Genomic DNA, 23,607 nt, shown 5'->3' with positions numbered 1-23,607 from the left:
GGCATCCCATCAGAGCGAGCGATCACGGACTGATCGGTCGCCCAGCGCGCGGAGACCACGCGAGCGACCGGCGTCGCGGCCTCGCTGCAGACCGTCGCCAGGCGATGGGGCAGGGGGCTACGCGACGCGGGCCGCGAACCCCGGAGCTCGGGGCCGAGGATGACCCGCGGCGTCGGGATCGCTCTGGGCGAGGGATGCCGAGGGGTCGATCGGACGCGCGGACGGGGGCGGCGTGGCGGCGACGAGGGCCGGAGCGACGACGAGCACGACGACCGCGGTCAGCACGACGGCCGCGGCGAGGGCCACCGCCAGCAGGGGTGCGCCGCCGCCGGGGGTCAGCGCCAGCTCGGCGGTGGCCAGGAGCAGGTCGAGGGCGGCGATCAGCGATGCGATCACGTGCTCACCCCCTGTGGTTGAACATCCACGGTAGCAGCGCGCGTGTCGCTACGCTGTCGCCATGACCACCCTCGTCCTCACCGTCGTCGGCGACGATCGCGCGGGCCTCGTGTCCGCGGTCGCCGACATCGTCGACGCCCACGGCGGCAACTGGGAGAACAGCGAGCTCGCCGAACTCGCCGGCGCGTTCGCCGGGATCATCGAGGTCTCGGTGGCCTCCGATCGCGCCGATGCCGTGCGCGCCGCGCTCGAAGGCCTCGCGGGCACGCTCAGCGTGACCGTCCACGCGGGAGCGGGGTCGGCCGAGACCACGGGCCGCACGGTCACCTTCGACGTCGTCGGCAACGACCGCCCCGGCATCGTGCGCGAGCTGTCGGCCGCGCTCGGCGCCCACGGGGCGAGTATCGAGCGCATGTCGACGCAGACCACGGATGCCGCGATGGCGGGCGGACGCCTGTTCGAGGCCTCCATCACCGCGACGGTGGCGGCCGACGTCGCCGTCGACGACCTCGTCGCACAGCTCGAGCGTCTCGCGACCGAGATCCAGGTCGACGTGACCCTCGCGGACTGACCGGCCGGCTCACGACCCGCGGTCACCGGCAGCGGGGCGCCGGTCGTCCACCGCTCTCGCTCCGGGTACGACCCGGCCTCACGCCCGTCGCGACCGCGATGCGAGGCGGGCGATCCCGCGCCACCCCAGCAACATGACGGCGAGGGTGATCGTGGCGACGATGACGAACGCCACCGCGACCCCTTGACCGCTGAGCGCGCGAAGCACCATGCCCAGCGCGACGGTGATCGCCCACACGGGCAGTCCTGTCTTCGCGATGGCGGCGGGTCGACGCCAGGCGCGCGTCACGAGCCAGCCGACCAGCAACGCCACGACGAACGGCCAGGCGGTGGTGGCGAGTCCCGAACCGGCGGGGCCCAGCACGTCGCCGTCGTGGGTCGCCCGCCCGATCGCGGCGAAGACGACGACGAGGACGAGGTCGATGACGAGGGCGAACACGGGGAAACGGCGCGAAGAGGACACGTTCCCATTGTCCCGCCGTGGCGCGAGCGTATCGTCCGCGTATCCCGGAGCCGAGACATCGGGGCAACACCTCGCAGGCTGGGATGGGATCTCCCGATCCTGGAGGTCCGCGTGTCCGATCGTCCCGTCTTCACTCCCGCTCGCGTGCTGTCGGCGGGGGCCGTGCTCGCGACGGTGGGGGTGCTCACCCTCGCGCCCCGCGCGATCGCGTGGCCGGCCCGCACCGTCGTCCTCGACGCCCTCGATCACCTTCCGTCGTCGTGGCGCGCGCTGATGTTCGGCGCGGGTGCCGACGTCGCCCTCAACATCGCGTTCTTCGTCCCCCTCGGAGCGGCGCTCGCGATGCTTCTGCCGTTGCGGTGGTCGCCGGCATCCGTTCTGCTGTGCGCTCTCGTCTCGCTCACGGTCGAGACCCTGCAGGCGGGGATCCCCGGTCGGGTTCCGGATGCCGAGGATGTCCTGTCGAACACGATCGGCGCCGCGATCGGGACGGTCCTCGTCGTCGCGATGAGGGCTGCCGCCCGGGGCAGGCACGCGGCTCGACGCTGAGCTCGTCGTCAGCGGGGCAGCCGGAGGCGGGCGTGGAGGCCGCCGCCGTCGCGGGGCCACAGTTCGAGGCGGCCACGGTGCGCGCGAGCGATCGAGGCGACGATCGCGAGTCCGAGGCCCGTGCCGTCGGCGCGCCCGCGCGTACGGCCGACCGCGCGCACGAAAGGTTCGGGGAGCGTCGCGACGAGCTCCTGCGAGAGCGTGTCGCCGCTGTTGACGACGTCGACGACCACTTCGTCGACCTCGCCGCTCACCGCGACGCGCACCCAGCCGCCCGCCACGTTGTGCACGAGCGCGTTGCGGACCAGGTTCGTCACGGCCTGGTGCACGAGCGTCTCGTCGATCCGCGCCACCCCGCCCGAGGCGCCGAGTATCGCCAGGTCGAGACCCCGGGTGTCGCGCTCGGCCTCCGCCACCACGGTCGCGACGAGATCGTCGACTCCCGTCGGTTCGAGCGAGAGCGCATCCTCGCGTGTCGACCGGGCGAGGGCGAGCATCGCCTCGATCAGACGGATCGCGCGCTCGTTCGTGAGCTCGAGGCGGTGGAGCAGCTGGTCCACGTCTACGCCGGCGGGGTCGACCCGGGCCACTTCGAGCAGCGTTCGCATCGTGGCGTGCGGGGTCCGCAGCTCGTGGGAGGCATTCGCGGCGAAGCGCTTCTGCTCGTCCAGGGTCTCTTCGACCCGCGCGAGCATGGCGTCGAAGGTGTCGGCGAGGTCCGTCAGCTCGTCACGACGCCCCGGCAACTCGACGCGGTGCGCGAGGTCGCCGTCCCGCGCCGCGCGGGCGGCATCCGCGATCCGGTGCAGCGGACGCAGCATGATCCCCGACACGATCCAGCCGCCGCCGAGGCCGAGGACCGCCAGCGCGAGCACGGCGTACCACGCGTAGCGGACGAAGACCTCGGTGAGGTCGCCGCGACCCGGCGTGAACAGACCGCTCTGGGAGTACAGGTTGCCCTCGGGGAGGAAGCGCAGCACGAGGAAACCCACCACGAAGACAGTGATCCCCACGATCACGACGAAGCCCGCGTAGCTCAGGGTGAGCTTGAGTCGTACCGAGAGCCCGGGGGCACGCTCACGCATCGACCGGACCCATGCGGTAGCCGACGCCCGCGACCGTCTGGATGAGCCACGGCTCGCCCAGACGTTTGCGCAGCGTCGAGATCGTGATGCGCACGGCGTTGGTGAACGGATCCGCGTTCTCGTCCCATGCGCGCTCGAGCAGGTCCTCGGCGCTGACCACGCCGCCGCCGGCGCCCATGAGGACCTGGAGCACCGCGAACTGCTTGCGGGTCAGCGAGACGTAGCGCCCGTCGCGATAGACCTCGCGGCGGAAGGGATCGAGGCGGATGCCGTGCTGCTCGAGCACCGGCGGGAGCGAGGCCGCAGGACGACGGGCGAGGGCGTGCAGGCGCATCACCAGCTCGCGCAGAACGAACGGTTTCGTCAGGTAGTCGTCGGCACCGCTCTCGAAGCCGCTGGCCTTGTCGTCGAGCCGGTCTGCGGCCGTGAGCATGAGCACGCGCGGAGCGGCGGGCCGTGCGCTCAGGTGGCGCGCGATCTCATCGCCGTTCGGACCGGGGATATCGCGATCGAGCACCACCACGTCGTAGGCGGTGTAGCCGAGGATCTCGAGGGCCGCGTCGCCGTCGCCGGCGATGTCGGCCGCGATCGCCTCGAGGCGGAGGCCGTCGCGGATGGCCTCGGCGAGGAAGGGTTCGTCCTCGACGATCAGCACGCGCATCCCGTCATCGTAGGTGCGGGGGCGTATCGCCGACGTATGCGCGAGCCGGAGCCCGGAGCGGGAGTCGTTCCCGCCCCCGATAACCTCGGCCTCGATAGCGTGGGGGCATGGCGACCCGACTGCTCCTCGTGGCCGATACGCACGTTCCCCGGAGGGCGCGCGTGCTTCCCGCGGCGGTGCGCGAAGCGGCATCCGGCGTCGATCTCATCGTGCACGCGGGTGACTGGGTGAGCGCGAGCGTGCTCGACGAACTCGAGACGCTCGGCCCCGTGCTGGGGGTGTGGGGTAACAACGACGGCGACGACCTGCGTTCGCGCCTGCCCGAGATCGCGCGCGCCGAGATCGACGGGGTGCGAGTCGCCGTCGCGCACGAGACCGGGGCGTCGCTCGGGCGCGAGAAGCGGATGGATGCCGCATTCCCCGACGCCGACCTGCTCGTGTTCGGGCACAGCCACATCCCGTGGGACACCGTCACCCCGAACGGCCTTCGCCTTCTCAACCCGGGCTCGCCCACCGACCGCCGCCGTCAGCCCGCGTGCACCCTCATGACCGCGACCCTCTCTGCCGGCGAGATCCGCGACGTGGTGCTGCACGAGGTCTCACGCGACTGAGCTATCGACTCTGGCGTATCGCCGTCGTATGGTCCCCGCCATACGGCCCGGCAACGCGGGCCCGGCTCGAATGGGGGCATGGCATCTTCGGCATCCCGCACTCGATCCCCCTCCCGCGGCCGTATCGCATTCGTCGCGGTCGCGGTCGGTCTCGCCGTCGTCCTCACCGCGGTCGCGGCAGTGCTCGCGATGACCACGGCGTCGTCGTTGTCGGCGGGGCTGAGCGCGCACGCGCCGTTCTCGCCGACCGAGGCCGAGGGGATGATCCCCGCCGAGGCGCCGCTGACGGTCTACGACGATCAGCACCCCGCGATGACCGGGCTCGATGGTGAGCTGCGCGATGCTCTGCGCGCGGCCCAGCGGGCCGCTGAGGTCGACGGGATCGTCTTCGACGTCACCAGCGGGTGGCGCAGCGCCGACTACCAGCGGTGGCTGCTGGGGGATGCGATCCGCACCTACGGCTCCGAAGCGATCGCGCGACAGTACGTCGCCTCGCCCGAGGGGTCGAGCCACGTCACCGGTCATGCCGTCGACATCGGCTCGCTCGACGCGCAGCTGTGGATCATCGATCACGGACGCGAGTGGGGTCTGTGCCAGACCTACGCCAACGAGCGGTGGCACTTCGAGAGGGCGACGGACGCCGGAGGAGAATGCCCCGCGCCGATGGCGGACGCGCGCGGGTGAACGATGACGGCGCCGCCCCGGAGGGGACGGCGCCGTCATCGGGATGCCTACTCGACGTTGAGCTGACGCGTCGGAGAGGTCAGCGGGCAGTCGAAGGGGTCGCGGGCGGCCAGGCCGACCCGGTTGAGGTACGCGATGACGATGCCGTACGACTGCAACAGCGTGGTCTCGACGTAGGGCACGTTCAGGGTGGCGCAGTGTTCGCGCACGATGACACGGGCCTTGCTGAGGTGCGTTCGCGGCATGTTCGGGAACAGGTGGTGCTCGATCTGGTAGTTCAGACCACCCATGAGCCACGTGGCCCACCAGCCGCCGGAGATGTTGCGCGAGGTGCGCACCTGCTTGCTGAAGAAGTCGAGCTTCGCGCCGGGCGCGATGATCGGCATGCCCTTGTGGTTGGGGGCGAAGGACGCTCCCATGTAGATGCCGAACACCGCGACCGAGACGCCGAAGAACGCGAAGGCGAGACCGACCGGCAAGAAGATGAAGATCGGCGCGATGAAGAGCGCGTGCCGCAGCGTCAGCAGGGCGATCTCGACCCAGCGCCCCTTGACCTCGCCGCGCGAGAGAAGGTGTCGGAAGGCCAGGACGTACAGGTTGATGCCTTCGAAAGCCAGCAGCGGGAAGAACAGGTAGCCCTGACGCCGGGTGATCCAGCGCTGGATGCCGCGGGCCTTGGCGGCGTCGACGTCGAGGAAGGAGATCGTGTCGATCTCGATGTCGGGGTCTTTGTCCACCCGGTTCGGGTTGGCGTGGTGGCGTGTGTGCTTCGATGCCCACCACGAACGGCTCATGCCCACGATGCCGTTGCCGATGAGCAGGCCCAGGCGGTCGTTGGCGGGGCCCGAGGCGAAGATCTGACGGTGTGCGGCCTCGTGGGCGAGGAATGCGACCTGGGTGAACAGGATGCCGAGGACCGCTGCGACGATCAGCTGGAACCAGCTGTCGCCGAGGAGGATGAAGCCGGTCACGCACCCGGCGAAGCCGAGCACGATGGCGCCGGCGACGACGGAGTAGAACACCGGAGTGCGAACGAGCAGTCCGCTCTCACGGACGACCTGAGACAGCTCTGTGTAGGCCTTGGTGATCGGGGGGAATTCGGTGGTACCGGAATAGGTCTGACGAACGGGGCCGAGACGGGACTCGACGACGGTGGAGGCTATGTTCTGCTCCTCGGATCGGGAAGGACCGGGGTGGACGGCGGAGCGGCTACTCCGTGCTGAGGCCCACACTACGGCTGGCCGTATGGGCGACTCGGAATACGTCGCGATGCTCAGCGGGCTCTCGGGAAACCGAAACCCAGCGAGCGAAAACGTGCCGGAAACCGACGAAAGCCGGGTCGTCGCGATGGCGACGAACCCGGCTCTCGAGGTAAGCGGAGCTTAGAGGGGGCGGATGTTCGCCGCCTGCATGCCCTTGGGGCCCTGCTCAGCGTCGAATTCGACCTTCTGTGCTTCCGTGAGCTCCTTGAAGCCGTTGCCCTGGATCGCGCTGAAGTGCGCGAACAGGTCGGCGGAGCCGTCGTCGGGAGCAATGAAGCCGTAGCCCTTTTCGGAGTTGAACCATTTCACGGTGCCAGTGGCCATCGTGTTCTTCCTTTATTCATGTTGGGCCGCAATGCGGCCGTGGGCGCCGCTCCGACGAGTGCGGAGCGGACGGGGACGCCGCGTCACCGTGGTGGTGGCGCGTACGCGGTGCCCGTCGACGGCGGCCTGAGCCGCGTCGACGGACGTGTGGACACCGAGATTTTCGCCGAGGGGGCCCTGGGCTTCGAAGCCCGAGGTTCCCGCGCCGACGAAACCGGCGTAGTCGGATCCGACCGTCGCGACGTACACGTCGAGATCGGCCTGGCGCCACGATAGTGGCGAGGGGTGAAGCAGAGACACAAGAACTTTCCGCGAGTGCGAGGCGAGGACCGAAGCCGTCGAGCGAGGCACGCGATGGTGAGAGGGGGGATTGCTGTCGGAAACGGCTCGGCGCCGTGCGCCCGGCATCTCAGCGATGAGGCGGGCGTCGATGAAGCAAGTCCCAGAACGAATACTGATGAGGCTAGCACGGATGTCCCCTCTGTGCCGGGGAGATTTCGCGACCCCTGTCTGAAGGGTGCACTGGGGTCATGGCATCCGCGGACGAAACCACCGACGACGAGCGTTGGCTCGTGATCGACGGCAGACGATGGCGGCGGACCGATCCGCGGCTCCCCGAGGACCTGGCCGTGCGTCTGCGCTCGCATCTCGGGCGGGCGCGATCCGCGGTGCGCACGGCGAAGGGGACCGGCGATGACGACGCCGTCGCCGCCGCGCGCGAGCGCGTGGGAATCGCCAAACGCGGCCTGGGGGAGCGGGGACCGCGCTGGTGGGACGACGAGGTCGACGCGCGTGTGCGCCGCGCCCGCGACGCGCTGGAAGCTCTCGATGCGCTGGCGGCCACCGACAGAGCAGACGGTGCGGCCGACGTCAACGCATAGCGCGGCGTCATCTCGCGCGATTCGCTGAAGGATCGAACCGAAGGAGTCTCATGTCCACCACCGCGTCCGAGCTCGAAACGCTCAACGAACTGCTGAAGAAGTTCCGCTTCGCCATGGTCACCACTCGCGCCGAGGACGGTGCTCTGCACGCGCACCCGCTGACGGTGCAGGAGCGCGAGTCCGATGGCGACCTCTGGTTCATCGTCGGCACGCACGCCTCGGCCGTCCAGCACGTGCGCCGCGAACCGAAGGTGGGTCTGTCGTTCAGCACCGACGGAACCTGGCTGTCGCTGGCGGGCGAGGCCGAGGTGATCGACGACCTCGCCAAGCTCAAGGAGCTGTGGTCGACGAGCGTCGAGGCATGGTTCCCCGACGGCCCCGAGTCGCCGGGAGTGACGCTGCTGAAGGTGTCCGCGCTGACCGGCGAGTACTGGGGTAGCGCGGGGGGACGTCTCGCGACGGCGATCGCCCTGGTCACCTCGAAGGTGACGGGCCAGCGCCCGAAGGGCGGCGAGAACGAGAAGTTCGACCTCACCGACTGAGGACCCATGGAGGAGCCCCGCGCCGGACAGGTGCGGGGCTCCTCGTGCGTCAGCCGCCCGAGGGATTGTCGACCGGGGCGTTGCCGTCGTCGGTCGTGTCGGGGATCGAGGGGGCGTCGGCGGTCTCGAGCTCGTCGGGGTCGTCGGCGGTGTCGTTCGTGCGCTCCGGTGCGGTATCCATGTCGCTAGCGGACCACGTCCGGGCCCGCCGCCGCGCGGGCCTTGCGCAAACCGGGTCGGCGTGCGAGCGCAAGCCCCCGGATGCCGCGGGTGCGCTTTGCGACGATGACGGCATGTCACGACCCGAGGTGCGCTCCAAGCCCTGCGCCTACTGCGGACGCCCGTTCACCGATCGCAAACGGTGGAGCGGCCGTGACCAGTGGGACCAGGTGCTGTACTGCTCGCGCGGCTGCCGGGCGAACGCCGCGAAGCAGAGGCGGCGCGCGTGAAGGCCGCGCTGATCCTCGCGACGCAGCAGTTCGCCGAGCACCCGGCGTACGAGGACGACGAGGTGCAGGAGTTCTTCTTCATCGAGTCGGCACCGCGTTTCGCGAAGCTTCCGTACCACCGTCACAAGATCGTGCTGCTGATCTCGGCGATGCGTCACACGGCCGCCCGACTCGAGGCCGAGGGACGTGTCGTTCGGCGGATCACCCTGGACGACGACCTCACCTTCAAGGCCGGTCTCGAGCGCCTGCTGCAGAGACACCGGGTCACCGAGTTGACCTGGATGAGCGACCCGAACCGCCCGGTCGACGATCGCATCGCCCGCATCTGCGCGGACCACGACGTCGACACCGACGTCCTCTCGGACGCCCTGTTCCTCACCCCCGAAGACGACGTCGACGGGTGGTTCGCCGAGCACCCGACGCCGCTCATGGAGGACTTCTACCACTGGCAGCGGCGGCGCACCGGCATCCTGATGGACGGGGGCAAGCCCGCCGGTCGTCGGTGGAACTTCGACGCCGACAACCGCAAAGCGCTGCCGAAGAAGGGCGTGGAGATCCCGCCGCTCCCGCAGCTCGACCACGACGACATCACGCGAGCGGTCATCGCCGAGGTCGACGAGCGATACTCCGATCACCCCGGCAGCGCCGCGGACTTCTGGCTTCCCGTCACCCCCGAGGACTCTCGTGACTGGCTCGACGTCTTCGTCGCCGAGCGTCTGCACGACTTCGGGCGGTACGAAGACGCGATGAAGGCCGACGAGCCCTTCCTCTTCCACGCGATCATCTCGCCGATGCTGAACATCGGTCTGCTCACCGTAGAAGAAGTGGTCGCCGCGGCGACACGGACCGATGCGCCCCTGGCATCCGTCGAGGGCTTTCTCCGTCAGGTCATCGGCTGGCGCGAGTACATGCGCGGCATGTACCGGGCCCACCCGAAGCTCGAGCACGTGAACGCTCTGCATCTCGAGAAGCGCATCGAGAAGTACTGGTACTCGGGTGAGCGGATGCCACGGGACCTGCCGATCCCCGTGCGCACGGTGCTCGAACGGGTGCACCGCTGGGGCTACGCGCACCACATCGAGCGGCTGATGGTGCTGGGCAATTGGTTCCTGCTGCAGGGATACGCGCCGCGGCAGGTGAACGCGTGGTTCCTCGCTCTGTTCGTCGACGCCTACGACTGGGTGATGGTCCCCAACGTGATGGGGATGAGCCAGTTCGCCGACGGCGGGTTCGTCGCGACGAAGCCGTACGTCTCGGGCGGGGCCTACCTGCAGAAGATGGGCTCGTGGTGGCCGTCGGCTCAGGACGCCAAGGACTCGGTCTTCACGGACGCCTACTGGGAGTTCCTGGAGCGGCACGAGGACGTGCTGGCCGGCAACCACAGGCTCGGGCTGGCGCTGGCGCAGATGCGCAAGCGGCGGGACGCCCGCGAGGCGGACGGCGGCGGGCCGAACTCCTGAGATACCGGTGGTGGGCCGGGTCTGCGACCGCTGTATCGCGGCGCAGACGCGTGAATTCAGGAGTTCGGCACGCGACGCGCTCGCTCAGCTCTTCAGCTTGTTCAGTGCCGAACCCTTGTGCGCGGCCTTCGAGCCGGACTTCTCCGATTCCACGATGTAGGCCGGTTCGTCGTCGGATGCCGTGAACTTCTGGCCGTCGTGCTGGAAGTCCTTCGTCTTCTTCTCGACGACCTTGCCCTGGGTCTTCCCCTGCGGGGTGTCCCAGCTGACGCGGTCGCCCTTCGACAGATCCTTCGACATGTGCTCGTTCCTCTCGTTCGGTCCCGCCATGCTGTCGAGGCGGGACCGCGCTCAGCGGGGGATTGACAGCCTCAGGAGCCCTACGTGGTCGAGACCCATTGCGCAATGCCTCCGCGATGTCGGAGGCCCCGCCTACCGTGGAGGTGGGCCTTTCGTCTTCGGCCCACGACGTGAGGAGAGCCATGACCGAGCCGACCACCGCCAACAACGGAGCCCCCGTCGCCAGCGACGAGCACTCCCAGAGCGTCGGAGCCGACGGCTCGATCGCTCTCACCGACCACTATCTGATCGAGAAGCTGGCGCAGTTCAACCGCGAGCGCGTTCCCGAGCGTGTCGTACATGCCAAGGGCGGCGGGGCGTTCGGCACGTTCCGCACGACCGGAGACGTGTCGGCCTACACGCGCGCGGCGCTGTTCCAGCCGGGCGTCGAGACAGAGATGCTCGCGCGTTTCTCGTCGGTCGCCGGCGAGCAGGGCAGCCCCGACACCTGGCGCGACCCGCGCGGGTTCTCGCTGAAGTTCTACACGACCGAGGGCAACTACGACCTCGTCGGAAACAACACCCCGGTCTTCTTCGTGAAGGACGGCATCAAGTTCCCCGACTTCATCCGCTCGCAGAAGCGTCTGCCCGGCAGCCACCTGCGCGACAACACCATGCAGTGGGACTTCTGGACGCTCTCTCCGGAGAGCGCGCACCAGGTCACCTGGCTCATGGGCGACCGCGGGATCCCGGCATCCTGGCGCCACATGAACGGCTACGGGTCGCACACGTACCAGTGGATCAATGCCGAGGGCGAGCGGTTCTGGGTGAAGTACCACTTCCACACCGACCTCGGCCACAAGACGCTCACGCAGGACGAGGCCGATCAGATCGCGGGGCAGGACGCCGACTTCCACATCCGCGATCTCTACGCCGCGATCGAGCGGAACGAGTTCCCGACGTGGACGCTCAAGGTGCAGATCATGCCGTACGAGGATGCGAAGACCTACCGCTTCAACCCGTTCGACCTGACGAAGGTGTGGCCGCACAGCGACTACCCCGAGATCGAGGTCGGCACGATGGAGCTGAACCGCAATCCGGGCAACTACTTCGCCGAGATCGAGCAGGCGGCCTTCGAGCCGTCGAACTTCGTACCCGGCATCGACGGCAGTCCCGACAAGATGCTGCAGGCGCGCATCTTCAGCTACGCCGATGCGCACCGCTATCGCGTGGGCACGAACTACCAGCAGCTGCCGGTGAACCGGCCGCACACCGAGGTGCACTCGTACTCGAAGGAAGGCGCCATGCGCTACGAGTACAACCCGCCCGAGGTGCCGGTCTACGCCCCCAACTCGGTCGGCGGCCCGGCGGCCGACCCGCGCCGCGCGGGCGACGGCGGCTGGCAGAGCGACGGCGAGCTCGTTCGCTCGGCGGCGACCCTCCACCCCGAGGATGACGACTGGGGTCAGGCGGGAACGCTCGTGCGCGAGGTCATGTCGGCCGAGGAGCGCGACCGCCTGGTCGAGACGATCACCGGGCACGTCGGCGGTGTGACCCGCGCCGAGGTGCGCGATCGCGCCGTGCAGTACTGGAAGAACGTGGATGCCGAGCTCGGCGCCCGCGTCGAGGCCGCTCTTCCGCCGCTCGAGGGATCGACCGCTCCGGGCGAGCAGCTCAGCGAGCCCAACCCCGACGGCGACCTCGTCGGACGGGACGTTGCGGGTCGTATCTGAGCGTCGACAGACCGGACCGGCGGCCTCCTTCGGGGGGCCGCCGGTCTTCTCGTCCGGCGCGGAGGCCGGCGCCGACGCGGCGATATCCTGCCGAAGCCGCCTCTCACCGGTGGTACGGCGCTCACACGCCTCGGTCGTCCGCGAGACGCCGTCTCGCGTCGGAGTGCGTCCTCACAGCGCGGCGCGATCCGCTCGGGTGAGCGGCAGCCGCGATGCCAGGACGCCGGCGATCAGCGCGCCCGCGCCGCCGGCCATCATGTCGCCGATGGTGTCGTCGTAGGTGACGAAGATCGCGTCGGTGATGAAGCGGTAGCCGAACCACTCGACCATCTCCCAGACGGCGCTGAGCGCGAGGCCCGCGATCGTCGCGACGACGATCGGCGTGCGGCGGCGGCCGGTCGACCCGATCACGCCCGCGTCGTCGAGGAGTACGAGAGCGATCGCGGCGAGAACCCCGGTGCACACCAGGTGCACCACCAGGTCCCAACCCGTCCAGGTGCGGTACAGATCGATGACGTTGCTGCCCGCGGCCACGAACACCGTGACGCACGTGATGAGGTCGAGTCCCGACCGCAGACCGATCATCCGCGAGAGCATGACGGCGGGCAACGTCATGGACAGCACGGCGAAGTCCGTGAACGGCAGGGTGAACGACGACGCGAGGACGACGACGATCGCCAGGGCCCGCACGGCGTCGGACAGCCAGTCGGTGAGGCTTCGCGGCGGACGCTTCAGGTTCGCATACATCGCCGGGATCACGGCGTCCCCGGGGGATGGATGCGCACCACGGCCTGCACCGGAAGGTGGTCGCTCGGCCACTGCGTGCCCGTCGGGCGCGGGTCGATGCCCACCGCCCTCACTCCCACGTCGGGGGTCGCCAGCAGAGCGTCGATGCGTCGTGCGCCGATCCTGGGTGCCGCGTAGTTGTTGAAGGTGCCCCACTCGGCGGTGCGGCGGGCGGGGGCGTACGACCAGGTGTCGACGAGCAGGCCGTCGGCGAACATGTCCGCGAGCTCGCTCGAGCGCACGTGCGCGTTCACGTCGGCCGTGAACAGCAACGGGTGCTCGCGTCGGGCGACCAGCTCGTGCAGCCAGGTCGCCGATCGGCGCCGGGCCCGGCGCGAGAACGCGTCGAAGTGCGTGTTGACGAAGGTGAACCGGGAGCCGGTGGCGCGGTCGCGCAGCTGCGCGATGACCGCGATGCGCGGGATCGTGTTGCCCCACCCGGTCGAGGCGGGCACCTCGGGCGTATTGGACAGGGCGACCTGCTGCCAATCCTCGACCTCGATGCGCTCGCGGTCGTAGAACAGCGGGGTGCCCTCGCCGTCGCGGCGCGGCCCCCGCCCGAGGCCGATCCGTCCGTAGTCCGAGCCGAGCGCGCCCTGCACCCACCGCGCCTGATCGGGCATCGCCTCCTGCGTGCCCAGCAGATGCGGCTTGTTGGCGCTCAAGAAGGTGCGCAGGCGTTCTTTGCGCATCGGCCACCGGTCGGCGGGTGGCCACGTGATCCGGTCGAAGCGGCGGCGGATGTTGAAGCTCATCACGTGCAGCTCGGGCGGCTCGACGTTCGGGAACAGGATGCCGGTCACGAGCGCCCCCGCATGCCCAGACGCATCCACCGGGCCGGGGGGATGTCGGCGGGCCAATGCGCGAACACCGTGCCCGCGCCGCGGCGGAAGCATCGCGCGAAGCGGCGGGGTTCGACCGTGCGCGACGAGACCCGCATGTGCGCGCCCGACACCCGCGCGATCCGGTGCCGCCGGCCGAGGTGGTAGGCGAGGTCGAGATCGTCGTGCAGCTCGGGGTCGAGGTGCACCTCGCCGCGCACGTCCTCCCACGCGCGACGGCGGAACGCCATGTTCGATCCCCACAGCGGCGTGTGACCCAGGGCCGGGGTGGCGAAGGTGGCGTAGGTGCCGAGGAAGAGCCGCGCCATCGCCACTCGTCCTCGCGCGGGACCGTCGTGGAACACGGCGCCGCCGGTCACGGCATCCACTGTCGTGTCCCTCAGCGCCTCGACCATGCTCTCCACCCACGTCGGGGTGGGGATGCTGTCGGCATCCAGGCGCAGGATGAGCTCTCCCCGCGCCGCGTCGTAGCCCGCCGCGGCCGCGGCGGGGATCCCGCGCTCGCCGCAGAACACCACCCGCGCGCCCGCGGCTCGGGCGATGTCTGCGCTGTCGTCGGTCGAGGCGTTGTCGACGACGACCACCTCGTCCGGCGCGAGCGTCTGCGCGGCGAGGGCGCGCAGGCAGCGCCACAGGTGGGCGCCGTCGTCGCGGCACGGAATGACGACGGAGACGGTGACGGCCGACGCAACGGGGCCTTGAGACACGCTTCCTCCCGGGGACGAGTGCTTCCACGCTAGGCGATGCGCGATCGGAGCCTCCCGGCTTGACGACCGCGCCGTCGGCCGACAGCGCGCACCTTTCGTATCGTGGATGCCATGGCATCCGTCCTCAACGTCTCGGCGTATCTGTTCACGCGCATCGATCATCCGGCGTCCCTGCGCACGGTCCTGCGCGAGCGCGCGAGCGAGGCGGGGCTGCGCGGAACGATCCTGCTGGCGGAGGAGGGCATCAACCTGTTCCTCGCGGGCGATGGCGACGCGGTGCGCGGGTTCCTCGACGAGGTGCGCTGCGACGAGCGGTTCGCGGCCCTGAAAGCCACAGAGAGCTGGTCGGACGAGGTGCCCTTCGGCAAGCTCCTCGTGAAGGTCAAGCGCGAGATTATCCGCATGGACCGGCCCGAGGTCCGCCCGCAGGACGGAAGGGCTCCCGTCGTCACCCCCGCCACCCTGCGCCGCTGGCTCGACCGGGGCGCCGACGACGAGGGTCGCGAGGTCGTGCTCGTCGACACGCGCAACGCGTTCGAGGTCGACTACGGCACGTTCGCCGGTGCGAAGGACTGGCGCATCGACCGCTTCACCCAGTTCCCGGATGCCGCGGACTCGCACCGCGACGAGCTCGAGGGCAAGACCGTGGTGAGCTTCTGCACCGGCGGGATCCGCTGCGAGAAGGCCGCGCTGCATCTGCGGGCCGAGGGGCTCGAGGCCTACCAGCTCGAGGGCGGGATCCTCGGGTGGTTCGAGGCCCAGGGTGCCGCGCACTGGAACGGCGACTGCTTCGTCTTCGACGAGCGCGAGGCCCTCGACCCCGCTCTCTCCGCCCGGGTCGTGGCCTGACGTGCTCTGGGACCAGCACGCCTGCGTCGAGCTCGTCGAGTCCGCCGACCTCGGCGACCTGCGGCGCTACCGCGGGGCCGGGGGAGGCTACGTCTCGATCAACGTCGGCTACGCCCCGCACACGCCCGAGCTCACGGCATCCCTCCTTCGCTCCTTCCGCGCGCAGGTGGACGCGATCGACGGGTTGGAGCTGGCCGCCACGGTGGCTGACATCGACCGGGTCTCGGCCCGGGGCGACACGGCCGTGGCCTTCGACCTCGAAGACAGCGGCCCCCTCGGGGGCGACCTGGATGCCGTGGCCACCCTCGTCGCCCGGGGAGTGCGCACCCTCGGCCCGACCTACAACCACGCCAATCGCGCCGGCGGCGGGTGCCTCGACGCGGTCGACGACGGACTCACCGCGTGGGGCCGCGATCTCGTCGCCGAGATGAACAGGCGCGGCATGGTTCCCGACGGCTCGCACGTCGGTGCCCGCACGACCTTCGACATGTGCGCCGCGTCGACCCGACCGGTCGTGTTCAGCCACTCGAACATGCGCGCCGTGTGGGAGCACCCCCGCAACATCACCGACGACCAGGCGCGCGCGGCGGCAGCCACCGGAGGAGTGGTGGGCATCACCGGCGTGGGCATCTTCTTGGGGCCGAACACCCCGACCCTCGAGGCGATGATCCGCCACCTCGAGTACGCGGTCGAACTCGTCGGTATCGAGCACGTGGGCGTCAGCACCGACTTCTCGTTCGACTGGGAGACCTTCCGCGACGAGGTCGTCCGCATGCCCGAGCTCTACGACGCGAGCTACACCCGGTGGGGGCCGATGGAGTGGATGCCGCCCGAGACCTTCGTGCTCCTCGGCTCGGCGCTCGCCGCGCGAGGATGGAACGACACCGACGTCGCCGCGGTCCTCGGCGGGAACTTCCGCCGCGTCGCGGCCGAGAGCTGGGAGCCCCTGACATGACCCACCTGAAAGACGGCGCCGTGCTGCGCCCCGCCCGTGCGGGCGACGAAGAGGGAATCCTCGCGTGCATCCAGGCTCTCGCCGACTACGAACGCGAACCGGATGCCGTCGACAACACCGCCGAGATGATCGCCGGCACGCTGTTCGGCGATGACGCCCGCGCATTCGCCTTCGTCGTCGAGAGGGAGGGGGAGATCCGGGCCATCGCGATCTGGTTCCTCACCTACTCGACGTGGACCGGTCGCCACGGCATCTGGCTCGAGGACCTGTACGTCCACGAGCCGTACCGGTCGAACGGCTACGGCGTCGCCCTCTTGGCCGCGCTCGCCGCGGAGTGCCTCGAGAAGGGCTACTCGCGTCTGGAATGGACCGTGCTCGACTGGAACGAGCCCGCGATCGGCTTCTACCGCGCGCTCGGCGCCGAGGCGATGGACGAGTGGACGACCCGCCGGGTGACCGGCGACGCGCTGGCGGCGTTGGCCGCGCGGGGGTAGCTCGGGTTCTGCGCCCGTGCATTCCCCGGTCGCGGCGCGGACCGAGCGGCGCGCGGTGCGCGGGCGGCGGGGTCGCCGAGACAGCATCTCGCTGACGAACCCGCGTCAGGTTGCAGCGGAGTTGTGAGCGAGATGCCGTCTCGCGATGGAGGTGGCGCGCGACGTCTCGCGCATTGCGCCGGCTGACCGCGCGAACTCACCGCGCGAGGTCGCCCAGCACCGCCTCCGCCGCTCGCTGCCCCGACACCAGAGCGCCCTGGATCGACGCGGTGTCGCGATGGTCGCCGGCGAGGTATCGGCCGTCGTCGAGCCGCACGCGGCGGCGCAGGCGCAGCGGCGGGTCCTGCGCGGGGAGCGCGTGGGTGATGTCGTCGCGGCGCAGCAGGCGCCACGGCCGGGTGTCGGCCTCCCACACCTCGCCGAGCTGACGCCGCACGTCGTTCTCGGTGGCGGCCGACGGCATCACGCACGTGGCCTGGATGAGGTGCTGTCCGCGCGGGGCGTACGTGGGGGCGGTGTTGGTCATGACCGCGGTGTTGACGATCGGCCCGCGGCGACGTCCGTCGACGCGCAGCGCGGCATCGTGCGAGGGGGCCTCGTCGGCGGCGAACCACCACGTCTGCAGGCCCCGCGTGCGGGGGTGCGGGGCATCGAGGGCGTGATCCAGGCCGCACGCGAGCACGACGCTGCGGGCGGTCACGGCATCCCGGCCCTCCACCCCGAGGTGCCAGCCGCGCGTGCGCCGCCGGGTCGACACGACGCGGTGCGAGAGGCGGATGCCGACACCCGCACGCCGCGCGGTGTCGGCGAGCTGCGCGGGAAGGGCGCCGATCCCCGCGGCGGGAACGCCGGGACGCCCGAGCGCGAAGCTGCGGATGAGCAGGCGCACGAAGGCGTCGGAGGTCTCTTGCCGGTCGTCGGCGATCACCCCGGCGAGGAAGGGCTCGAGCACTGCCTCACGAAGGGGTCCGCGAAGGCCGGCCCGGTCCCAGCCCTCGTCGAGCGAGAAGTCGCGGCCCCTCTTGGCGGCCCGCGGCGACAGCAGGGTGGGGCCGACCCATCGTGCGAGTGCGGCGACATCGGCGGGGTGGACGAGCCCGCTCGCGAGAGTCGTCGGGAGAGATGACGGGTGCCGCAGCGGATGGGCCAACCGCGCGACCCGGTCGTCGAGCCGCACGCCGACGGCGACCGGGAAGCGCCGGAGCGCGAGGGCGTCGATGTCGACCCAGCGCCGCACGGCCGGGTACGCCGGGTTCAGCACGTGGAAGCCGAGGTCGAGGCGGAATCCGTCGACGATGTCGGTGCGCTCGCGCCCGCCGACCGCGTCGTTCGCCTCGAGGACCACGACGTCGCGCCCGGCCTCGGCCAGCCGGGTCGCGGCGCGGAGTCCCGCAAGCCCTGCTCCCACCACGACGACGTCGTACTCGCTCATGCCGCGAGCCTAAGCAGGCGAAGGCGAGCGGAAGCGGGGGTTGCGAGCGTCAGCGACGGGGCGCGATGGCCGCGGCGACGCTGTCGAGAGCGCCTGGCACGAGCGAGAAGTACGCCCAGGTGCCGCGCTTCTCGCGGGTCAGGATGCCTGCATCCACCAGCACCTTCGTGTGGTGCGAGACCGTGGGCTGCGAGAGGCCGAGGGGTTGCTGCAGGTCGCACGCGCACGTGGCGCCGGCGTCTTGCGCGGCGATGATCGACACGATCCGCAGCCGCGCCGGATCGGCGAGCGCCTTGAGCGTCTTCGCCAGCGTCTCCGCTTCGGCGGGCGCCATCGCCGCGTCGCTCGACGAGACGCAGCAGCCGGCGTCGAGCAGGGGCAGGGCGATAGGGGAGGTCATGGCATCCATCATCTCCCTCACATCGATGAACGTCAATATTGACGAACGTCGATGTGTTGCGTCATGCTGTTCCCGTTCGACCCGACCCGAAGGAAGCGCCATGTCCGACACCGCCACGATCCTCTTCGTCTGCGTGCACAACGCCGGCCGCTCGCAGATGGCCGCTGGCTACGCCCGCACCCTGGGCGGCGACCGCGTACGCGTGCTCTCGGGCGGCAGCGCTCCCGGCGACGCTCTCAACCCGATGGCGGTGGCCGCGATGGCCGAAGAGGGGATCGACATCAGCTCCGAGGTGCCGCAGCTGCTGCTCACCGACGACGTGCGTGCCTCCGACGCCGTCATCACGATGGGCTGCGGAGACGCGTGCCCGATCTTCCCCGGCAAGCGCTACGAGGACTGGGAGCTGACCGACCCGGCCGGCAAGGGTCTCGACGAGGTACGCCCCATCCGCGACGACATCAAGGCGCGGGTGACCACGCTGCTGCGCGAGCTCGGGGTCGACGCATGAGCCTGACCCTCACGGTCCCGCCGCGGCTCGAGGCCGATCGCCGCGCGGGTCTGCCCGTCGCGATCATCGGCGCCGGCCCCGTCGGCCTGGCTGCCGCCGCGCACCTCATCGAACGCGGGCTGCCGGTCGTGGTCTTCGAAGCGGGCGACACCGCCGGAGCGGCCGTTCGCGCGTGGGGGCACACCCGTCTCTTCTCGCCGTGGCGTTACGTCATCGACGCCGCCGCGCGTCGCCTGCTCGAGGCCGAGGGGTGGACCGCCCCGGATGCCGAGGGACTCCCCACCGGAGACGAGCTGGTCGACGGCTACCTCGAACCCCTCGCGCGCACCGCCGCCCTGGCATCCGTCATCCGGTACGGCACGCGCGTCGAGGCCGTGGCCCGCCAGGGCATGGACCGCACGCGGTCGGTGGGTCGGGCGGCCACTCCTTTCGTGCTGCGACTACGCACGGCCGAGCAGACGACGGATACCACGGCTCGCGCCGTCATCGACACCTCGGGCACCACGAGCTCGCCGCGGTCGCTGCTGTCGTCGGGTCTCGCGCACGACGACCTCGGTGATCGCGTGACGACGGCGCTCCCCGATGTGCGCGGACGCGACCGCGGCCGCTTCGCCGGTCGGCGCGTGCTCGTCGTCGGTGCGGGGCACTCGGCGGCGAACACCCTGATCGCCCTCGCCGCTCTCGCCGAGGAGGATCCGGCGACGCGTGTGTCGTGGGCGGTGCGCAACGACGGCACCGCACGCCTGGCCGCCGACGCCGCCGACGACCTCGCCGCGCGCGGACGCCTCGGCACGGCGGTCCACGACCTGGTGGCCGATGGCCGTGTCGAGCAGATCGCCTCGTTCGAGATCGACGACGTGCGGCTGTGCGACGACGGCGTGCGCGTCAGTGGCCGCCGCGCGGGCGAGGCGTTCGCCCTCGAGGTCGACGTGATCGTCAACGCCACGGGATTCCGTCCCGACCTGACGATGCTGCGCGAGATCCGCGTGGGGCTCGACGAGATCGTCGAGGCACCGCGCGCGCTCGCCCCGCTCATCGACCCGAATCTGCATTCGTGCGGCTCCGTGCCGCCGCACGGGGTCGCCGAACTGACGCACCCCGAGCCCGACTTCTTCCTCGCGGGCATGAAGTCGTACGGGCGGGCGCCCACCTTCCTGCTGCTCACCGGATACGAGCAGGTGCGCTCGATCGCGGCGGAACTCGCCGGCGACCGGGTGGCGGCACGGCAGGTCGATCTCGTGCTGCCCGAGACGGGCGTGTGCACGACCGACGCGGGGTCCTGCTGCGCGTGAGCGCGTCGCTGCGCCCGCTCGCCGCGGACGATTGGCCGGAGGTCCACCGCATCTACGCGGAGGGCATCGCGACCGGCCACGCGACGTTCGAGACGGCGCCCCCGGCGACGTGGGGCGAGTTCGACGAGGGCAAGCTGGTCGCGCATCGCCTCGTCGCGGTCGTCGACGACCGGGTCGTCGGGTGGGCGGCCGTGTCCGCCGTGTCGGCACGCCCCGTCTACCGCGGGGTCGTGGAGCACTCGGTCTACGTCGAGGCCGACGCCCGCGGTCGGGGGATCGGTCACCTGCTGCTCGAGGCTCTCATCGCCTCGACGGAGGCCGCCGGTGTCTGGACGATCCAGTCGTCGATCTTCGCCGACAATCACGCCTCGCTCGCCCTGCACGCGCGCCATGGATTCCGCATCGTCGGCGTCCGCGAACGCATTGCCCGCGACGCTGCCGGCATGTGGCGCGACACCGTCCTCATCGAGAGACGCAGCCGAGCAGTCACGTGACACGACAGAGGGCCCGGATGCCATGGCATCCGGGCCCTCGCTCGTCGCTTACGCGGAGGCTTGCTCGCGCTTGGGCAGCACCCAACCGGGGCGTACGAAGTGGCACGTGTACCCGTTCGGGATGCGGATCAGGTAGTCCTGGTGCTCGGGCTCGGCCTCCCAGAAGGGCGCCTCGGGCTCGATCGTGGTGACGGCCTTGGCGGGCCAGATGCCCGACGCGTCGACGTCGGCGATCGTGTCGCGCGCGACCTTCTCCTGCTCGGGCGAGAGCGGGAAGATCGCCGAGCGGTAGCTCGTGCCGACGTCGTTGCCCTGACGGTTCAGGGTCGACGGATCGTGGATCTGGAAGAAGAACGCCAGGACGTCGCGGTACGACGTCTGCGTCGGGTCGAACACGATCTCGACGGCCTCGGCGTGACCGGGGTGGTTGCGGTAGGTCGCGTGGTCGTTCTGACCTCCGGTGTAGCCGACGCGCGTATCGAGCACACCGGGCTGGCGACGGATGAGGTCCTCGACCCCCCAGAAGCAGCCGCCCGCGAGGACGGCGGTCTCGGTGCCGGGACGACGGGTGATCTCGCCGGTGTCGGAAGGTCCGCTGGTCATGATGATGCTCCTTTTGCGGTTGCGGAAGGGGAAGAGGTTCATGAGGCCCGGCTCTCGCGGAACAGGGGAAGGTACGCGCCGTAGCCCTGCGCCTCGAGCTCGCTGACGGGCACGAAGCGCATCGCCGCCGAGTTCATGCAGTATCTCAGTCCACCGGCGTCGCGGGGGCCGTCGTCGAACAGGTGCCCGAGGTGGCTGTCGGCACCGGCGGAGCGCACCTCGGTGCGGGTCATCCAGAGCGATCGGTCGGTCTTGTTCACGACGGCGGCGTCGTCGATGGGCTTGGTGAAGCTCGGCCAGCCCGAGCCGCTTTCGAACTTGTCGGTCGAGGAGAACAGCGGCTGTCCCGATACGACATCGACGTAGATGCCGTCCTCGTGGTTGTCCCAGTACTCGTTGCGGAACGGCGGTTCGGTCGCGTCGTCCTGCGTGACGGCGAACTGGCGGTCGGTGAGGCGGCTGAGCGCCTCCGACGTCTTCCGGTACTCCGTGCTCACGGTGCGTATCCCTTCGTCATGACGCCCTGTGTCGAGCGTCATGGGTAAGAACGCGAGGCCCGCCGGTTTTGGTCCCGCGGGGCTGGGAGCGGGCTGTGAGTTCTCATCGACCCCGGATGCCGAGGGCAAGCCCCGCGGTTCTCATCGGTGCCCGCATTAACGTGGCGCCATCGACCAGGAGGTACGCATGACCCGCACGATCGTCATCACCGGAGCCAGCGACGGCATCGGCGCCGCGTCCGCGAAACAGCTCGCCCAGCTCGGCGAAGAGGTGGTCGTGGTGGGGCGCAACCCCGAGAAGACCGCGCGAGTGGCCCGGACGCTCGGGGTGGAGTCGTTCGTCGCGGACTTCAGCGAGCTGTCTCAGGTGCGCGAGCTCGCGGCATCCCTCCTCGAGCGCTATCCGCGCATCGACGTCCTCGCGAACAACGCCGGCGGGGTGTTCGGGCAGCGCACGCTCACCAAAGACGGGTACGAGACGACCTTCCAGGTGAACCACCTCGCGCCGTTCCTGCTCACGAATCTGCTGCGCGAGCGGCTCGTCGAGTCGCAGGCGTCGGTGATCCAGACCTCGAGCGCCGCGGCGAAGCTGTTCCCGCGGTTCGACGTCGACGACCTGCAGGGCGAGCACCGGTACTCCTCGACCGCGGCCTACGGCAACGCGAAGCTCGCGAACGTGCTGTTCACGAAGGAGCTGAACCGTCGCTTCGGCGATGCGGGGCTGTCGGCGGTGGCCTTTCATCCGGGCGTCATCGCCTCGAACTTCGGCTCCACCAGCGATGGGCCGTGGAAGTTCCTCTACGGCGGTCCGCTCGCCCAACGTCTGATGACCTCGACGTCGGTCGGCGGTGCGCGTCTGACGTGGCTCGCCCTCGGTAAGCCCGGCGTGGACTGGGCACCCGGCGGCTTCTACTCCAACAACAAACAGGCGAAGACCAGCCGCTTGGCGGACGACCCCGTTCTCGCTCGGCAGCTGTGGGAGCGTAGCGAGGTGCTGGTGGGTCTCGACGGCTGATCCCCGCGATCACCCGCCCGCATTGTCGTCCCGCGGGAGACGTGACGCATGATGGGGCAGTGAATCGTACCGATCGCCTCTACGGCCTCGTGGAGGAGCTTCGGGCCGTGTCGCCGCGGCCGCGAAGCGCTCGCCGTCTCGCGGAGAGGTTCGAGGTGTCGGTTCGGACCATCGAAAGAGACCTCGCAGCGCTGCAGCAGTCGGGGCTGCCCATCTGGGCGGAGCCGGGCCGCACCGGCGGGTACGTGATCGACGCGTCGGCGACGCTGGGACCGGCGGGGTTCACCCTCGACGAGGCCCTCTCGGTGCTGATCGGGCTCGGCACCCTTCGCCACAGTCCGTTCCGGCATTCCGCCCGGACGGCGATGCGCAAGCTGCTGGCGGTCATGCCCGAAGAAGATGCGGCGCGTGCCAGCGCGCTCGCTTCGCGCGTGCATCTGCTCGAGAGTGAGGATGACGCTGTCGTACCGTCCGAGTTCGCCGCGGCCCTTCGCGCGGACCGTGTCGTTCGCCTTCGATACCAGGACGCCAGCGGCGCAGAGTCCACCCGAGACGTCGAACCGTTGGGATCGATCGGCAAAGACGGGCAGTGGTACCTCATCGCGTGGTGCCGCCTGCGCGACGGGGTACGGGCGTTTCGAGGAGACCGGATGCTGTCGATCGAGGTGACGCGAGAGCGACCCCCGCAACGATCCCTGCGTGCGGCGGACCTCGCGATCCCCTACGGGCGCTTGCGGTCGGTGGTCGAGGGCTGAAACTCGTCGGAGGATTTCGGGAAACACCG

Annotated in this window: 33 protein-coding genes; 17 read left to right on the top strand and 16 right to left on the bottom strand. The window is 70.3% G+C overall.

The genetic code is table 11. The annotated features are described in order from the left end of the window. Positions 1-117: 117 nt before the first annotated feature. A complete protein-coding gene (locus QE454_RS15430) occupies positions 118-396 on the bottom strand; it encodes a DUF6412 domain-containing protein (RefSeq protein ID WP_210076257.1) in 279 nt (92 codons plus the stop codon). Between the two features lie 61 nt (positions 397-457). Between QE454_RS15430 and QE454_RS15425 the strand changes: the two genes are divergently transcribed. Then, entirely contained in the window at positions 458-967 is a 510-nt protein-coding gene (locus QE454_RS15425; protein WP_210076255.1) for a glycine cleavage system protein R, read from the top strand. 78 nt (positions 968-1,045) lie between these two features. On the opposite strand, the gene QE454_RS15420 is transcribed toward QE454_RS15425, so the two are convergent. Then, positions 1,046-1,429, bottom strand: a complete 384-nt coding sequence (locus QE454_RS15420; protein ID WP_210076253.1) for a DUF3054 domain-containing protein — start codon at positions 1,427-1,429, stop codon at positions 1,046-1,048. A gap of 111 nt (positions 1,430-1,540) precedes the next feature. On the opposite strand from QE454_RS15420, the gene QE454_RS15415 reads away from it, so the two are divergent. Beyond that, on the top strand, positions 1,541-1,978 hold the full coding sequence (locus tag QE454_RS15415; RefSeq protein WP_210076251.1) for a VanZ family protein: 438 nt from the start codon (positions 1,541-1,543) through the stop codon (positions 1,976-1,978). 8 nt (positions 1,979-1,986) lie between these two features. Here the strand turns inward: QE454_RS15415 and QE454_RS15410 are convergent, their stop codons facing one another. Together QE454_RS15410 and QE454_RS15405 are read right to left on the bottom strand one after the other, a co-directional pair. Next, a complete protein-coding gene (locus QE454_RS15410; protein ID WP_307459937.1) occupies positions 1,987-3,063 on the bottom strand; it encodes a HAMP domain-containing sensor histidine kinase in 1,077 nt (358 codons plus the stop codon). Next, positions 3,056-3,724 carry a response regulator transcription factor gene (locus QE454_RS15405; RefSeq protein WP_307459939.1) on the bottom strand — a complete coding sequence of 223 codons (669 nt, stop codon included), beginning with the start codon at positions 3,722-3,724 and terminating at the stop codon, positions 3,056-3,058. The genes QE454_RS15410 and QE454_RS15405 overlap by 8 nt, the downstream gene beginning before the upstream one ends. A gap of 107 nt (positions 3,725-3,831) precedes the next feature. On the opposite strand from QE454_RS15405, the gene QE454_RS15400 reads away from it, so the two are divergent. Beyond that, positions 3,832-4,335: a metallophosphoesterase gene (locus QE454_RS15400; RefSeq protein WP_307459942.1), complete on the top strand. Its 504-nt coding sequence runs from the start codon at positions 3,832-3,834 to the stop codon at positions 4,333-4,335. A 78-nt stretch (positions 4,336-4,413) separates the two neighbouring features. Then, positions 4,414-5,019 carry a M15 family metallopeptidase gene (locus tag QE454_RS15395; protein WP_267786781.1) on the top strand — a complete coding sequence of 202 codons (606 nt, stop codon included), beginning with the start codon at positions 4,414-4,416 and terminating at the stop codon, positions 5,017-5,019. A gap of 47 nt (positions 5,020-5,066) precedes the next feature. On the opposite strand, the gene QE454_RS15390 is transcribed toward QE454_RS15395, so the two are convergent. The 3 genes from QE454_RS15390 to QE454_RS15380 all read right to left on the bottom strand — a co-directional run bounded on the left by QE454_RS15390 (position 5,067) and on the right by QE454_RS15380 (position 6,905). Continuing rightward, positions 5,067-6,182, bottom strand: a complete 1,116-nt coding sequence (locus QE454_RS15390; protein WP_210076508.1) for an acyl-CoA desaturase — start codon at positions 6,180-6,182, stop codon at positions 5,067-5,069. A 219-nt stretch (positions 6,183-6,401) separates the two neighbouring features. Then, positions 6,402-6,605, bottom strand: coding sequence for a cold-shock protein (locus tag QE454_RS15385; protein ID WP_013583139.1), 204 nt, complete (start codon positions 6,603-6,605; stop codon positions 6,402-6,404). A 12-nt stretch (positions 6,606-6,617) separates the two neighbouring features. After that, the gene (locus QE454_RS15380) at positions 6,618-6,905 is read right to left on the bottom strand and encodes a hypothetical protein (RefSeq protein WP_103210781.1); all 288 of its coding nucleotides are present in this window, start codon (positions 6,903-6,905) and stop codon (positions 6,618-6,620) included. Between the two features lie 230 nt (positions 6,906-7,135). Between QE454_RS15380 and QE454_RS15375 the strand changes: the two genes are divergently transcribed. Beyond that, a complete protein-coding gene (locus QE454_RS15375; protein ID WP_210076241.1) occupies positions 7,136-7,486 on the top strand; it encodes a biopolymer transporter Tol in 351 nt (116 codons plus the stop codon). 50 nt (positions 7,487-7,536) lie between these two features. Next, positions 7,537-8,028 carry a pyridoxamine 5'-phosphate oxidase family protein gene (locus QE454_RS15370; protein WP_210076239.1) on the top strand — a complete coding sequence of 164 codons (492 nt, stop codon included), beginning with the start codon at positions 7,537-7,539 and terminating at the stop codon, positions 8,026-8,028. A 49-nt stretch (positions 8,029-8,077) separates the two neighbouring features. On the opposite strand, the gene QE454_RS15365 is transcribed toward QE454_RS15370, so the two are convergent. Next, positions 8,078-8,209, bottom strand: coding sequence for a hypothetical protein (locus QE454_RS15365; RefSeq protein ID WP_307459945.1), 132 nt, complete (start codon positions 8,207-8,209; stop codon positions 8,078-8,080). Positions 8,210-8,321: 112 nt separating this feature from the next. On the opposite strand from QE454_RS15365, the gene QE454_RS15360 reads away from it, so the two are divergent. Together QE454_RS15360 and QE454_RS15355 are read left to right on the top strand one after the other, a co-directional pair. Further along, positions 8,322-8,477, top strand: coding sequence for a DUF2256 domain-containing protein (locus QE454_RS15360; RefSeq protein ID WP_150951372.1), 156 nt, complete (start codon positions 8,322-8,324; stop codon positions 8,475-8,477). Continuing rightward, complete coding sequence (locus QE454_RS15355) at positions 8,474-9,937, top strand: cryptochrome/photolyase family protein (protein WP_307459948.1); 1,464 nt, start codon at positions 8,474-8,476, stop codon at positions 9,935-9,937. Before QE454_RS15360 ends, QE454_RS15355 begins: the two co-directional genes overlap by 4 nt. Positions 9,938-10,021: 84 nt before the next feature. On the opposite strand, the gene QE454_RS15350 is transcribed toward QE454_RS15355, so the two are convergent. Next, positions 10,022-10,237, bottom strand: a complete 216-nt coding sequence (locus QE454_RS15350; RefSeq protein ID WP_210076235.1) for a DUF2945 domain-containing protein — start codon at positions 10,235-10,237, stop codon at positions 10,022-10,024. 182 nt (positions 10,238-10,419) lie between these two features. Between QE454_RS15350 and QE454_RS15345 the strand changes: the two genes are divergently transcribed. Continuing rightward, on the top strand, positions 10,420-11,949 hold the full coding sequence (locus QE454_RS15345; protein WP_307459951.1) for a catalase: 1,530 nt from the start codon (positions 10,420-10,422) through the stop codon (positions 11,947-11,949). 171 nt (positions 11,950-12,120) lie between these two features. Here QE454_RS15345 and QE454_RS15340 read toward each other — a convergent pair whose 3' ends face one another. The 3 genes from QE454_RS15340 to QE454_RS15330 are packed head-to-tail and all read right to left on the bottom strand — an operon-like array spanning position 12,121 to position 14,284. After that, complete coding sequence (locus QE454_RS15340) at positions 12,121-12,696, bottom strand: hypothetical protein (protein ID WP_307459953.1); 576 nt, start codon at positions 12,694-12,696, stop codon at positions 12,121-12,123. 8 nt (positions 12,697-12,704) lie between these two features. Then, positions 12,705-13,538: an endonuclease/exonuclease/phosphatase family protein gene (locus QE454_RS15335; RefSeq protein WP_307459956.1), complete on the bottom strand. Its 834-nt coding sequence runs from the start codon at positions 13,536-13,538 to the stop codon at positions 12,705-12,707. Next, complete coding sequence (locus QE454_RS15330; protein ID WP_307459960.1) at positions 13,535-14,284, bottom strand: glycosyltransferase family A protein; 750 nt, start codon at positions 14,282-14,284, stop codon at positions 13,535-13,537. Before QE454_RS15330 ends, QE454_RS15335 begins: the two co-directional genes overlap by 4 nt. A gap of 111 nt (positions 14,285-14,395) precedes the next feature. On the opposite strand from QE454_RS15330, the gene QE454_RS15325 reads away from it, so the two are divergent. Genes QE454_RS15325 through QE454_RS15315 form a run of 3 tightly spaced genes read left to right on the top strand, consistent with a single transcriptional unit; the run spans position 14,396 to position 16,582 of the window. Further along, the gene (locus tag QE454_RS15325; protein ID WP_210076225.1) at positions 14,396-15,133 is read left to right on the top strand and encodes a sulfurtransferase; all 738 of its coding nucleotides are present in this window, start codon (positions 14,396-14,398) and stop codon (positions 15,131-15,133) included. A 1-nt stretch (position 15,134) separates the two neighbouring features. After that, on the top strand, positions 15,135-16,088 hold the full coding sequence (locus QE454_RS15320) for a dipeptidase (protein ID WP_307459966.1): 954 nt from the start codon (positions 15,135-15,137) through the stop codon (positions 16,086-16,088). After that, the gene (locus QE454_RS15315) at positions 16,085-16,582 is read left to right on the top strand and encodes a GNAT family N-acetyltransferase (protein WP_210076222.1); all 498 of its coding nucleotides are present in this window, start codon (positions 16,085-16,087) and stop codon (positions 16,580-16,582) included. The genes QE454_RS15320 and QE454_RS15315 overlap by 4 nt, the downstream gene beginning before the upstream one ends. A gap of 196 nt (positions 16,583-16,778) precedes the next feature. Here the strand turns inward: QE454_RS15315 and QE454_RS15310 are convergent, their stop codons facing one another. After that, entirely contained in the window at positions 16,779-18,014 is a 1,236-nt protein-coding gene (locus QE454_RS15310; protein WP_307459969.1) for an NAD(P)/FAD-dependent oxidoreductase, read from the bottom strand. A gap of 49 nt (positions 18,015-18,063) precedes the next feature. Next, on the bottom strand, positions 18,064-18,414 hold the full coding sequence (locus QE454_RS15305) for a helix-turn-helix transcriptional regulator (RefSeq protein ID WP_307459972.1): 351 nt from the start codon (positions 18,412-18,414) through the stop codon (positions 18,064-18,066). A 100-nt stretch (positions 18,415-18,514) separates the two neighbouring features. Here QE454_RS15305 and QE454_RS15300 point away from each other — a divergent pair, with 100 nt between their 5' ends. From QE454_RS15300 to QE454_RS15290, 3 genes are read left to right on the top strand one after another with little or no spacing between them, the layout of a single operon-like run. After that, the gene (locus tag QE454_RS15300; RefSeq protein WP_103210809.1) at positions 18,515-18,922 is read left to right on the top strand and encodes an arsenate reductase ArsC; all 408 of its coding nucleotides are present in this window, start codon (positions 18,515-18,517) and stop codon (positions 18,920-18,922) included. Next, positions 18,919-20,214 (top strand): FAD-dependent oxidoreductase, encoded by a 1,296-nt coding sequence (locus QE454_RS15295; protein ID WP_307459976.1) that lies wholly within the window; start codon positions 18,919-18,921, stop codon positions 20,212-20,214. The genes QE454_RS15300 and QE454_RS15295 overlap by 4 nt, the downstream gene beginning before the upstream one ends. Beyond that, the gene (locus QE454_RS15290) at positions 20,181-20,708 is read left to right on the top strand and encodes a GNAT family N-acetyltransferase (protein ID WP_307459980.1); all 528 of its coding nucleotides are present in this window, start codon (positions 20,181-20,183) and stop codon (positions 20,706-20,708) included. Before QE454_RS15295 ends, QE454_RS15290 begins: the two co-directional genes overlap by 34 nt. Positions 20,709-20,756: 48 nt before the next feature. Here the strand turns inward: QE454_RS15290 and msrA are convergent, their stop codons facing one another. Both msrA and msrB read right to left on the bottom strand, forming a co-directional pair. Then, positions 20,757-21,311 (bottom strand): peptide-methionine (S)-S-oxide reductase MsrA, encoded by a 555-nt coding sequence (gene msrA / locus QE454_RS15285; protein WP_210076213.1) that lies wholly within the window; start codon positions 21,309-21,311, stop codon positions 20,757-20,759. 38 nt (positions 21,312-21,349) lie between these two features. After that, positions 21,350-21,808, bottom strand: a complete 459-nt coding sequence (msrB, locus tag QE454_RS15280; RefSeq protein WP_144781908.1) for a peptide-methionine (R)-S-oxide reductase MsrB — start codon at positions 21,806-21,808, stop codon at positions 21,350-21,352. A gap of 187 nt (positions 21,809-21,995) precedes the next feature. Here msrB and QE454_RS15275 point away from each other — a divergent pair, with 187 nt between their 5' ends. Both QE454_RS15275 and QE454_RS15270 read left to right on the top strand, forming a co-directional pair. Continuing rightward, a complete protein-coding gene (locus QE454_RS15275) occupies positions 21,996-22,823 on the top strand; it encodes an SDR family NAD(P)-dependent oxidoreductase (RefSeq protein WP_307459984.1) in 828 nt (275 codons plus the stop codon). 59 nt (positions 22,824-22,882) lie between these two features. Then, positions 22,883-23,578 carry a YafY family protein gene (locus tag QE454_RS15270; RefSeq protein ID WP_210076209.1) on the top strand — a complete coding sequence of 232 codons (696 nt, stop codon included), beginning with the start codon at positions 22,883-22,885 and terminating at the stop codon, positions 23,576-23,578. Positions 23,579-23,607: the final 29 nt, after the last annotated feature.

Source organism: Microbacterium sp. SORGH_AS_0454, assembly GCF_031453395.1.
Taxonomy (GTDB): domain Bacteria; phylum Actinomycetota; class Actinomycetes; order Actinomycetales; family Microbacteriaceae; genus Microbacterium.
The sequence above is the reverse complement of the archived record's forward strand: the minus strand, read 5'-3'. Positions and strand labels throughout refer to the sequence as shown.